Source organism: Desulfobacterales bacterium (assembly GCA_021647905.1).
GTDB lineage: Bacteria > Desulfobacterota > Desulfobulbia > Desulfobulbales > BM004 > JAKITW01.
Genome location: JAKITW010000012.1, coordinates 15,316 through 27,409 on the forward strand (window position 1 = coordinate 15,316; position 12,094 = coordinate 27,409).

8 protein-coding genes are annotated in these 12,094 nt (G+C 58.3%); 4 read left to right on the forward strand and 4 right to left on the reverse strand.

The window, feature by feature from the left end; all coding sequences use genetic code 11:
• Positions 1-8: 8 nt before the first annotated feature.
• Positions 9-1,157 (forward strand): hypothetical protein, encoded by a 1,149-nt coding sequence (locus L3J03_03530; GenBank protein MCF6290056.1) that lies wholly within the window; start codon positions 9-11, stop codon positions 1,155-1,157.
• Positions 1,158-1,172: 15 nt separating this feature from the next.
• Here the strand turns inward: L3J03_03530 and L3J03_03535 are convergent, their stop codons facing one another.
• The 4 genes from L3J03_03535 to dsrA all read right to left on the reverse strand — a co-directional run bounded on the left by L3J03_03535 (position 1,173) and on the right by dsrA (position 4,871).
• On the reverse strand, positions 1,173-1,970 hold the full coding sequence (locus L3J03_03535) for a biotin--[acetyl-CoA-carboxylase] ligase (GenBank protein ID MCF6290057.1): 798 nt from the start codon (positions 1,968-1,970) through the stop codon (positions 1,173-1,175).
• A gap of 138 nt (positions 1,971-2,108) precedes the next feature.
• On the reverse strand, positions 2,109-2,354 hold the full coding sequence (locus L3J03_03540) for a dissimilatory sulfite reductase D family protein (protein MCF6290058.1): 246 nt from the start codon (positions 2,352-2,354) through the stop codon (positions 2,109-2,111).
• A 26-nt stretch (positions 2,355-2,380) separates the two neighbouring features.
• Positions 2,381-3,508 (reverse strand): dissimilatory-type sulfite reductase subunit beta, encoded by a 1,128-nt coding sequence (gene dsrB, locus L3J03_03545; protein MCF6290059.1) that lies wholly within the window; start codon positions 3,506-3,508, stop codon positions 2,381-2,383.
• Positions 3,509-3,590: 82 nt separating this feature from the next.
• Positions 3,591-4,871 carry a dissimilatory-type sulfite reductase subunit alpha gene (dsrA, locus tag L3J03_03550; protein ID MCF6290060.1) on the reverse strand — a complete coding sequence of 427 codons (1,281 nt, stop codon included), beginning with the start codon at positions 4,869-4,871 and terminating at the stop codon, positions 3,591-3,593.
• Between the two features lie 693 nt (positions 4,872-5,564).
• On the opposite strand from dsrA, the gene L3J03_03555 reads away from it, so the two are divergent.
• The 3 genes from L3J03_03555 to mfd are packed head-to-tail and all read left to right on the forward strand — an operon-like array spanning position 5,565 to position 12,046.
• Complete coding sequence (locus L3J03_03555; protein ID MCF6290061.1) at positions 5,565-5,780, forward strand: hypothetical protein; 216 nt, start codon at positions 5,565-5,567, stop codon at positions 5,778-5,780.
• A complete protein-coding gene (gene bamA / locus L3J03_03560) occupies positions 5,780-8,506 on the forward strand; it encodes an outer membrane protein assembly factor BamA (GenBank protein MCF6290062.1) in 2,727 nt (908 codons plus the stop codon). The genes L3J03_03555 and bamA overlap by 1 nt, the downstream gene beginning before the upstream one ends.
• Before the next feature lie 36 nt (positions 8,507-8,542).
• On the forward strand, positions 8,543-12,046 hold the full coding sequence (gene mfd, locus L3J03_03565) for a transcription-repair coupling factor (GenBank protein ID MCF6290063.1): 3,504 nt from the start codon (positions 8,543-8,545) through the stop codon (positions 12,044-12,046).
• Positions 12,047-12,094: the final 48 nt, after the last annotated feature.

Genomic DNA, 12,094 nt, shown 5'->3' on the forward strand with positions numbered 1-12,094 from the left:
CAAAGGCCATGCAAATAAAATATTTTTTTTCCGCACCGGGCCAGGATATCCCGGTCACCGATTCGGCCCGGGACCAGCCCTTTCTCGTGGCCCCGGACACCCCTCATCCCTTTCTGAGCCTGGGCGACTACCTTGACGCGATAGCCGGTTTTCTCCTTGATAATGACGGCAGGATGCTGGCGGCCGGCCTGCGGTCCCGGCCCGGGCCCGCCGCGCCGCAGGATATCCGGGAGCTGATCATCCGCACCGAGAAACACGGGGCCCTCTACCATATCGCCAGCGCGGAATGCCGGTTTGCCCGGGGGAGGGTCAAGCTTGCACTCACCACCGCCGTTACCAGGGCAAACCGCAGCCGGCTTACCCGTGAATTCGCTTTACTCAGAGATTTATATCCAAAGAGCCCGGATGCACTGCCAACGGTTTACTCCCTTGGCGATCAATCCGGTCCAGCCATGAACAACGGGCGGGCCGTTTTCACCATCATGCTCGGCCAGTGGCTGGATGATTTCCACGAATGGCACCTGGCCCGGGCGGAAGATCACATAATCCGGATCCGGCTCTGGGATTATGAGCGGGGTTATTGTTTTCTCGATTCCGGTGAGGAGGCCGTGCTGATCAGCCGGGCCGCCGCCATCCTGACCCGTCATTACGACCTTGAATCCGGGTGCCAGATCTATCCCTGGCACCATGCGGCCGGTGATTTCGTGGTCTCAAGACGCAAGCAGGGGATCCGGGTCCGGTTGGTCACCGTGCGTGACTACGCGCCGATCTTGAGTTTTCCGGCCGATGCCGGTCTGTTGCCCGGCCTGATCACCTTTTTTCTGCACCTTACCCTGCGGCTGCGGCTGGACCGGCTGGACGGGGTCGGTGCGCCGGCCTGGCTGGCCGGCCATGTCGTTCCCGCGATCATAGCTGGCTTTTTTTCCGGCCTTGAGGCCGGCCAGGGGGGGCTGTCCCCGGCGCAACTGCTTGATATTTTAAAAATATTTTCGCTTGATGATCTACAGCAAGGGTGCGGGCCGCTGCTGGCCCTCTATCAGGAGGAAGACCCCGGGGAGGCGGCCCTGATCCGGTCCCGGCTGGCTGATCACTGTTGCCGGGTCAGGGCCGGGCTTAAGGGGTTTTTCCTGAAGAAGGACAATCGAACAACCGAATGACGAATAAAAAAATCCTCACTCGCGGTTCGTGATTCGATTATTCAAATTCCCTGTATCCATGGCAAGATCACCGGATAGTACTTCATGGCTGATCCCGGCCTGGTCGCGGATATGATAGTGGCCGTGGTCGTCGATGCCCAGGGCCTTGCCGGTAATCCGCTGACCGGAAATGGTTACCCAGGTCAGGGTGTTGCCGATCAACCCGTCCCGGGCCTGCCACTGATCAAACACCTCCTTCTTCTTGCCCCCTTCCAGCGCATCCATTACCGTTTGTAGCGCCTTGACAATGGCATCCAGCAGATCGTGCCGTGAATAGCGATTTCCGGTGGCAATGGCAAGAGAGATCGCCTGTTCTCTCAATTCGGACGGCAACTGCGCAGCCCGGGTGGTCACATTGATGCCGATGCCGATAATGGTTGCCGGCTGGTCCGCCCCGGTGAGAGATTCGCTTTCGATGAGGATTCCGCCCAGCTTGCGGCCATCGAACAGGAGATCATTGGGCCACTTGATGGCCGGAGAGACGCCACACACGCTCTCAACCCCCCTGCATACCGCCACTGCGGCGGCCAAGGTGACCAGGGGCAGCTCCTGTAGCTCAAGCCGTGGCCGGAGAACCACTGAAAAATAGAGCCCCACCCCAGGCGGCGAGACCCAGGTCCGTTTGAGCCGGCCCCGGCCCCCGGTCTGGGTGTCGGCCGCAACAACTGTCCAGGCAGGGGCAGCGTTGCGGGCCTTTTGCAGGGCCAGGGAATTGGTGGATTCTGTCGACGCGAACCACTCGAGGATATAGAACCCAGCTTCCCCGTCCACCATAAATCATCAACTCCAAAAAACAAAAAAGTCGTCACCTGCCCGTTATGCGGGATTACAGGAAACGACTTTTTCGAAAAGTATTGAAGCAAGGGCGGAATACACCGCCCTTGCTTCTCAGACAGCATCTCCGCGAGGAATCTAAACTCCCCGCTTGTCCTCGTCTTTTACCCTGTCAGGCAGTGCATACATGGTGCTGCTGCCGCTGGACCAGAACATCAGCTTGCTCTCTCTGACCATCTCGTTGGCAACATTTTTGATCAACCGGGGTTTCACCGAGGGATCATCCTTGAACCATTTATGCATGTCCTTGAGATACAAGGCCGGTTTCTTGGCCTTGGTCAACTTCTCAATGATTACTGCCTTGATTTCATCTTTGTCAGCCATTCACTCACTCCTTGGTAAAAAGAGTTTTATTTAATATGGTTCGTGAACTTGAACTGGGTAGTGGTTCTCCAGGTGTCATATGCCAGGCGGTAATCGTCGATGGTCTTATCCGAGAACGGAATGTCGCATTTTTCAAAGAACTTCTCCCAGCCGATCCGTTCGGCCCATTCGCCGAGCCGCTCGTACTTATTGGCGTCCGCGGCATAGACCTCAAGGATATTCTTCACCGCGGCAACGGTTTCCGGCCAGCGCGGCGGAGTGTTGGGCAGGAAGGGGATAACCATTTTGGAGAATTTCGGCATTGACCGGGAGTTGGAGATCTTGCCGCCCACCAGGATGGCAATCCCGTCGCCCTCAGGATCAGCAAGCGGCATGGAAGGGCACATGGTGTAACAGTTGCCGCAGAACATGCAGCGCTCGTTTTTTACCGTGACGCTCTTAACCTCTTCCCCGGCGCTGTTGATACCCTTGGCAGGTTTGATCGCGCCCAGCGGACAGGCGGCAATGGCCAGGGGCAGCTCACAGACCGCGGTGATGGTATCGTGATCGACCAGCGGCGGCTTGCGATGCACACCGAGGATGGCGATATCGGAGCAGTGAACCGCACCGCACATGTTGAGGCAGCAGGCCAGGGCCACGCGCACCTTGGCCGGCAGGGTCATGCTGGTGAAGTAATCGAACAGCTCATCCATGACCGCCTTGACCACGCCCGAGGCATCGGTTGCCGGGGTATGACAGTGGACCCAGCCCTGGGTATGAACCGGGTTGGACACACCGGCGCCGGTGCCGCCGACCGGCAACATGCCATGGGCGTTACAGGCATCAACCAGGGGCTGGACCTTGTCAGCGGAGTCGACCATGAACTCAACGTTGTTCCGGGTGGTGAAACGGAGAACCCCGTCACAGTGGGCGTCGGCGATATCGCATATGTCAAGGATCAGCGAGGTACTGATCAGCCGGGCACTGGCTACCCGAACGGTATAACATTCGGCGCCGGTCTCGCTGACATGCAACAGTACGCCGGGCTGGATAATCTCGTGATACAGCCACTTGCCCTTGTTTTCCTTGATCACCTGCGGGTAGAACTGCGCAAAATGGGGCGGACCAATATCAGTGATTCTATCTTTCATTGGATTTTCAGGATCAAAGCCCATAACAAAACCTCCTTATTTTCTCATCTGTTGTGATGATTAGGTATACGTAACATCCTTTCCAGTTTTATTCCAGGTCGCCGGATTACATCGGGTTCCGGGCGCGGAACTCGGCGAGTGAGCGCTCAAAGCCGCCGGGGACCTCTTCCGATTGCCAGAAGACATATGGGTTGGAGCGCGGCTCCTTGGTGTGCTGCGGAATCGGCTCGATTTCCATAACCTTCAGAAAGGTGGGCAGGCCGACACGCTGCATGGTCTCACCGATCCGCTCGCGGTTCTTGCCTTCCTCCATCCACCAGTCCCAGGACTTCTCGAGGATCTCCTTGTACTCCTCGAAATCGTTTTCAGCATCCATCTTGATAAACGGCACGATCATGGTGGCGATCTGGGCACCGTCGAGGATCGGGGCCTTGGCGCCGAACAGGATGGTGGCGCCTTGCTCAACACCGGGGCGCAGGGCCCTGGGCATTATGTTGATGCAATGCATGCAGTGGGTACACTCAGCGTTGTCGATCTTCAGCTCATCGCCTTCCATCCACATACAGCCGGTGGGGCATAGGTCGATAACCTCTTTCTGGATGTCGAAAGGACCCCAGTCGCGGCCGGAATGGGCGCCGCCGTTGGGCGGGAACTCACCGGCAATATAACTCTTGACCGCGGCCTGATCCATGCGGATATCATCGCGCCAGTTGCCGATAGCAGCCATGTCGGAACGCACCCCGGCCGCAACACAGTCATTGGGGCAGCCGGAGAATTTGGTCTTGAACTTGTAGGGGAAGGCCGGCCGATGCAACTCATCCTGATAAGCCATGGTGATCTCATGGCAGGCGGATGCGGTATCATAACAGGCCCACTCGCAACGGGCCTGGCCGAGACAGCAGGAGGGGGTTCGCAGGTTGCCGCCGGAACCGCCGAGGTCCACGCCGACATCATGGGTCAACTCATAAAAAATCTCTTCCAGTTCCTCGGTAAAGGTGCCGAGCAGTACCATGTCACCGGTGGAACCGTGCATATTGGTCATCCCGCTGCCGCGCCGGTCCCAGATCTCGCAGATCTGTCTTAAGAGTTTAGTGCTGTAGAATTTACTGGACGGCTGATTGACTCGAACGGTATGGAAGTGGGCCACCCCGGGAAATTTCGTGGGCTGGTCGGAGTAACGGCCGACAATACCACCGCCGTAACCGAAGACACCAACGATGCCGCCATGTTTCCAGTGGGTGATCTTATCTATATAAGATAACTCCAGTTGGCCCAGAATATCCCAGCATGCGGGGTTTTTCTCGGCCTGCCTCTTAAGGTCCTTGACAAAACTCGGCCACGGGCCACTTTCCAGTTGGTCCAACAACGGCGTGTCATGCTTTGGCATCTTAAACTCCTCCTTAACGGTCTATTGTTTACAACCTAACTTTGTCAGGTTACGGACGAACCTACCCTCTACACGTTTTTCCCCTGCCGCGGCAACCGGGCCTGCCGTACCGCGAAAAACAGGGAAAAATAATTGAATACTCATTCAGTATTCTCGGGACAATATCTCCCTGTCCATTCTTTGTCAACAAAAAATGACAACAACGACGTAGTTATCACCGCCTTTTTTTGCCGGGCCATTCTCTTTATTCCCGGTTCGCCGCCTTGCAACGGCACCTATCCCGTCGGCGGCCGGGGCCCGGCTCTGTTTCGCGGCTCCGTTGATATTTTCCGCCACGGATCAGGTAACCCTGAAAACCGCTCCATCGGCCGCCACGGCTGAAAAAGCTCCTTGACATCAATAGGTTTGCCTGCTATGTGACAACAATCGTTCAGAATTATCCTTGAAGGCGCAGAACGTGTCGGCTTAACAGGCAACGGCTGCATGCAGCCCCGGCAAGCCGGGTGTCAGCACAATAAATTCAGTATGTTGCACTGTACCCATTCAAGGTCTGTTGGTAAGGTTTCGGTAAACTCCGTACGTTTAACATTGGACCGGGAAAGGGGTTTTCTTATACCGAACGGTGTAGCGGACCCTGAGCCGCAGCCGTGACGGCAAAAGCGGAAATTGAAACAACTTCAGCATAATATGCTTATGGCTTCCGAATCGCCGTTGCGGCGAAGCGAGTTCCTGCTTGATAGCCTGTTTATGAACAGCCGGCCCTTCTCAATGGAGCGGCCGTTGGTAGAAGAAAACCCCTTTCCCGACAGGAGGGGGTTTACTGAATGTTTACGTCTGTTGTGCAGAATGGCGGCCCCTGCTCGCTCCGTCCTCCTGCCCTTGAGACCGACACGAGAAAGGCAAACATAATGAAACGGTTCCCTGTAGTCTCATCCCTTTCGGTCCTTCCGTCCCTGGCAAGGGCCCCTCGGCCCTTTATCCGCTCCCTGTACCTGCTCTTCCTCTGCTGTCTTGCCGGGAGCTTGCTGGCGCCTGCTTCGGCCCGGGCCGCAACCCGGCAGAACACCATTTTTCTGCCGTTGCAGATCAACGCCTCCACGGACCGCGAACAGCTTACCGTCCAGGCCGACACCATCCTGAAGGAGGTCCTTGCAGGCTCTGACGCCTTTCGCCGGACCTTCCGGCTTGTCAACCGGGCGGAAGCGGAAAAATTAATCGACTACCAGGGGACATGGCCGCCGCCGGTCAAGGCCCTGCAGGCCATCGGCGGCACCGGCGCCGACTATGTGGTGGCCGGCAGCCTCACTCAGTTAGGCCGGCTCCGCAGCATTGATCTCAAGGTTTTTGATCTGCTGGCCCCTGCCTCACCAGCCTATTTTTTTGTCGAGGTCAAGGAAGGGGAGACCCTGGCCCAGGCCGTTGATAAGTTGGCGGCCCAGGTTCTGGCCCATGTCGGCCGGCAATTTCTCATTGCCAGGATCACTCCCCAGGGCAATGTCCGGATCGACTCCGGTGCCATTCGCCATCAGATCAAAAGCAAGGTCGGAGACATTTATGAACCGGCCCGGCTCCAGCAGGATCTCAAAAACGTCTTCAAAATGGGTTATTTTGACGATGTCCGGATCAAGGTGATCGACACGGTAAAAGGCAAGGAACTCATATTTGCGGTCAAGGAAAAACCGCTCATCGGCCAGGTGGTGATCACCGGCGCCAAGGAGTTGAAAGAGAAGACAGTGCGCGAGTCCATCTCGATCATGCCCAATACCATTGTCAATCCCCACAAAGTCAAAGAGGCTGCCGCCAATATCCGCGCCCTGTACAAGGAAGAAGGGTTCTACAACACCACGGTCAAGGCCGAGATCACCGCGCCCAAAAAAGGGCGGGTAAATGTCCGCTTTCTCATCGACGAGGGGAGCAAGGTCTACATCAAGGAGGTACGCTTTGTCGGCAACAAATCATACAAGGCGCGCAAGCTGAAGAAGGTGATCCAGACCTCGGCAAAGGGTATTTTTTCCTGGTTTACCGACTCCGGGCTGCTCAAGCAGGAGGTCCTTGACCAGGACGTGGCCCGGCTCACCGCCTATTATTACAACCTCGGGTACATTGAGGCCAGGGTGGGCCAACCAGAGGTGGTTCAAAAAGGGAACTGGCTCTACATAACCTTTAATATCTTTGAGGGGCAACGCTATCGGGTGGGCAGGATCACCATAACCGGTGATCTGATCGAGGCAGAGTCCGCCCTGCTCGCCCGGCTCAAACTCAAGGACGAAGAGTATCTGAGCCGGAAGATTCTGCGCGAGGATATCCTCAGGCTGACCGATTACTATTCGGAAAAGGGGTATGCCTATGCCGAGGTCAACCCGGCGGTATCTGAAAGCGGTACGGAAAAAAGGGTGGATGTCACCATCAATATTTCCAAGGGAGAACTGGTCCACTTCCAACGGATCACCATCTCCGGCAATACCCGGACCCGGGACCGGGTGATTCGCCGGGACCTGGACATCAAGGAAGGTGGCATCTTCAACTCCAAGGCCCTGCGTACCAGCCACCAGAAACTTTATCGACTCGACTTTTTCGAGGACATTCAAATCACTCCGGAACAGACCGACGACAAGACGAAAATGGATGTCAAGGTCGAGGTCAAGGAGAAACCCACCGGGGCTTTCAGTATCGGCGCCGGCTATAGCTCGGTGGACAACGTGATGCTCATGGCCGAGATCAGCCAGAATAATTTCCTGGGCAAGGGCCAGCGGCTGGCCTTTGACGTCAATCTCAGCAGCACGACCAACCGCTACAACATCAGTTTCACCGAACCCCGGGTAAACGATTCCAAATTACTGGTGGCGGTCAACCTCTACAACTGGAGAAAGATTTTTTCCGACTACACCAAGGACTCCACCGGCGGCTCCCTCTGGTTATCCCACCCGATCTGGGAGAAGTGGCAGGGGGGGCTGGGCTATGGGTACGACAATGCCAACCTCACCGATGTCTCGGCCGCGGCATCGCAGATAATCATCGATTCGGCCGACATTCACGTTACCAGCTATGTTCTCCTCGGACTCACCCGGGACACCCGGGACAGCCGCCTTGATCCGGGCAAGGGTTCGATAAATTCGATCAACGTCAAATATGCCGGCGGCCCCCTGGGCGGTGACAGCGCCTTTACCAAGACCGAGGTCACCAGCAGCTGGTTCTTCCCCTTTGTCAAGGAAACCACCTTTCACATCAAGGGCTCGGCCGGGCAGTTGGTGCGCAATCCCGACGGCGAGCTGCCGGTATTCGAGAAGTTCTACCTCGGCGGGATCAACACCATCAGGGGCTTCAGCTCCAACAGGATCAGCCCCGTGGACCCGGCCACCGGGGAGCGGATCGGCGGCACCAGAATGTGGTATACCAACATCGAATGGATCTTCCCGCTGTTCGAGGACGCCGGTCTCAAGGGGGTGGTCTTTTTTGACGCCGGCAATGTCTATGAAGACGAATGGGATCTCGGCCGGATCAAAAAAAGCATTGGCGGCGGTTTCCGCTGGGCCTCGCCCATGGGACCGCTGCGGCTGGAATGGGGCTATGTCATCGGACCGGAGGCCAATGAAGAACAGAGCAACTGGGACTTCAGCATCGGTGGGAGTTTCTGATCCAGCGGTCGTACCCGCGCCGCACCATTGCTCTTCATGAATCGTTTCCTTGCCGCACTGACCCCTGGTCGGAACTGTAATCTCATCGGCCTGCGGGGCAGCGCCGCTGCCATGGTCAGCGCCCGGGCGGCGGCAGTGCCGCCGCTGCCCGGCACTGTTCTCTGCGTTGCCGCCAGTGAACATCATGCCGAGGTCCTGGAACAGGACCTCGGCTTTTTTGCCGCGCGGCCGGTGGTCCGTTACCCGGCCTACGATATCCCGCCCTACATCCCTTTGTCGCCGGACCCGGCCACGGTGGCCACCCGGCTGGCCACTCTCTATCAGCTGTTCAGCGCGGAGACGCCGCTGATCGTGGTCACCTCGGCCGAGGCCCTGCTTCGCCGGGTTCTTCCACCAGGCGTGCTTTCCAGTCTGGCCGAACTGGTCATCAGCAATGAGGAGTGCGACCAGGACGAGCTGCGGCAGCGGTTGATAAATGCGGGCTATGAATCCGTGGCCCTGGTCCGGACCGTGGGAGAGTTCAGTGTCCGGGGCGGGATCTTCGATGTGTTCCCCCCTGGTTTTACCACTCCGGTCCGGCTGGATTTTTTTGGCGACCTGGTGGAGTCGATCCGCACCTTTGACCCGGTTTCCCAACGTTCCCTGGATCAATTGCAGGAGGTGGTCCTGCTGCCGGCCGGTAATATTCTCTTCCCGGATCCAGCGGATTCAGCACGCAACGAATTCATCAACCGTTTTCGACAACCGCGGGACGCGGTAAACTGGCACGGTCCCAAACTAGACGAGTTACTCGACCGGATCAAACGTAGCCGCCGCTTTCCGGGGATCGAATTTCTTCTGCCGCTCTTTTATCCCGGCCTGTCCACGGTGCTGGATTATCTCGGCCCGGATACCACGGTGATTCTCGTTGATCCCGTGGAAATCAGCCGCAGCCAGAAACTTGCCTGGGAACGGATAACCGCCAATTTTAAAGAAGCCGAGGCCATGGGCGTCCCGGCCCTGCGGCCCGCGGCCCTGTTCCTCGGGCTGGAAGCGTTTGCCGGAAAACTGGCTCGTTTTTCAACGCTGCGGCTGTATGATCTGCCTGACCCGGAGATGGGGCCCGGACCAGGCCTGGAGATCAACGCCCGGGATCACCGGCTGCTCAAACAGGAACTGACCCTGCACCGGAAAAAACAGGGCCTGCTGGCGCCGCTGGCCGAGAAAATCAAATTCTGGCTGAACCAGGGCCATTCCGTGGCCATGGCCTGCCGCTCCCCTCGCCACGCCCGCCACCTCGCCGAACTGCTCAGCGCCCGCCATATTGATATCTCAATGGCGGAAACCCCGTTTAGGCCGGGTCCCGCCGGTCCGGAGGCCAACACCCTTATTCTTTACGACCACCCCCTGTCCCAGGGGTTTGATCTGAAAGACGAACAGCTCCATCTGCTCTCTGAAAGTGAGTTGTTCGGCGCCCAACGGCTGGGACCCCGGCGCAAGGGGAGGGCCAAGAGCGCACCCCCGGACCGGGAGGTGCGCTTCGAAGAGCTGACCCTTGGTGATGTGGTGGTCCACCGCGACCACGGCCTTGGCATATATGAAGGGTTGATCAGTCTGGAGCTGCAGGGGATAACCAATGATTTTCTCCAGATAACTTACCGGGGCGGCGACAAGCTCTACCTGCCGGTGGACCGGATCAATACCGTGGGCAAGTACCAGGGCCTGGCCGACAAGACTCCCAGGATCGATAAGCTCGGCTCCGGCTCCTGGATTCTTACCAAGAAAAAGGTCAAGGAAGCGGTCTGGGCCGTGGCCCAGGACCTGCTCAAGCTCTATGCCCAACGCGAACTCCTGCAGGGCCATGCCTTTTCTCCGCCCAGCGGACTGTTCCGGGAGATGGAGGAATCCTTCCCGTTCGAGGAGACCCCGGGCCAGGCCCGGGCCATCTCGGAGGTCCTGGCCGATCTTGCCTCGGACAAACCCATGGACCGGCTGGTGTGCGGCGATGTGGCCTACGGCAAGACCGAGGTGGCGGTCCGGGCCGCCTTCAAGGTGGTGGAAGACGGTTTTCAGGTGGCGATCCTGGTGCCGACCACGGTGCTGGCCGAACAACATGCCGCCACCTTCAACGAGCGGCTCCGGGAACTTCCGGTTACCGTGGCCAGCCTCAACCGTTTCCGGCCGCCGGCCGAGCAACGGCGGCTGATCAACCTGTTGGCCGAGGGGAGGCTGGACATTGTCATCGGCACCCACCGGCTGCTCTCCCGGGATATTAAGTTTAAGAAGCTGGGGCTGCTGATCATTGACGAGGAACATCGCTTCGGGGTCAGCCACAAGGAGAAAATAAAAAAACTGCGCCAGCATGTCGATGTCCTGACCCTTACCGCCACCCCGATCCCGCGGACATTGCAGATGTCGCTGCTCGGGGTTCGGGACCTGTCGGTGATCAATACCCCGCCGGAACACCGGCGCCGGGTTCTCACCTTTGTCGCCCGCCATGACGACCTGGTGATCAAGGAGGCGGTGATCCGCGAACTGCAGCGGGGCGGCCAGGTCTTTCTGGTTCACAACCGGGTCCGCTCCATCCATCAAATGGCGATGCGGGTGGAAAAGCTGGCGCCCTCGGCCCGGGTGGCGGTGGCCCACGGCCAGATGGCTGGCAAGGAACTTGAAAAGATCATGGTCAATTTTGTCAACCAGGAGATCGATGTCCTGGTCTGCACCACGATCATCGAGTCGGGTCTCGACATCACCAACGCCAACACCATCATCATCAGCCGGGCCGACCGGCTGGGCCTGGCCGAGATCTACCAGCTGCGCGGCCGGGTGGGCCGGGGCAGCAAACAGTCCTATGCCTACCTGCTGGTGCCCTCCATGGAACTGTTGAGCAGGGATGCCAAGGAACGGCTGCGGGCAATCATGGACTGCGGCGAGATCGGCGGCGGCTTCAAGCTTGCCTTGAGCGATCTGCAGATCCGCGGCGGCGGCAACATCCTCGGGATTTCCCAGAGCGGTCATATCGCGGCCGTGGGCTATGACCTCTACCTGGATCTCCTGCAAAAGACGGTAACCGATCTCAAACGCAAGGCCGCGCACCGGGAAGAGGCCCGGACAGAGGTTGACCCGGAGATCAACCTGCGGATCTCCGCCCATATCCCGGCTAATTATATCCCTGATCCGGACCAGCGTTTCATTGCCTATCGTAAACTGGCCGGGCTGGCCGGGCCCGAAGAACTGGACGATCTGGCCGAGGAGTTGCGGGACCGTTACGGCTCTCTGCCCATTGAGACCGCCAACCTCATGGAGATCATGACCATCAAGCTTTCCCTCAAGCGGCTGCTGATCAGCAAACTGGAGCAGGGCCGCAACAACCTGGTCTTCACCTTTCACCCTGATACGCCGGTGCAGCCGGAACAGATTCTCGGGATGCTGGAGACCGCTGACAACCCCACCCGGTTCACCCCCGACTCCCGGCTGGTGGTCCAGCTGCCGGAGGGACGTGAAGACGCGGCCACCATCCTTGCCGTGGCCCGGGAGACCCTCAGTCCCTTAAGCGAATAAAAAAAATCGTTCTTGCCTTCTCGGGTAAATTCCTTTAACCTGCGCTGC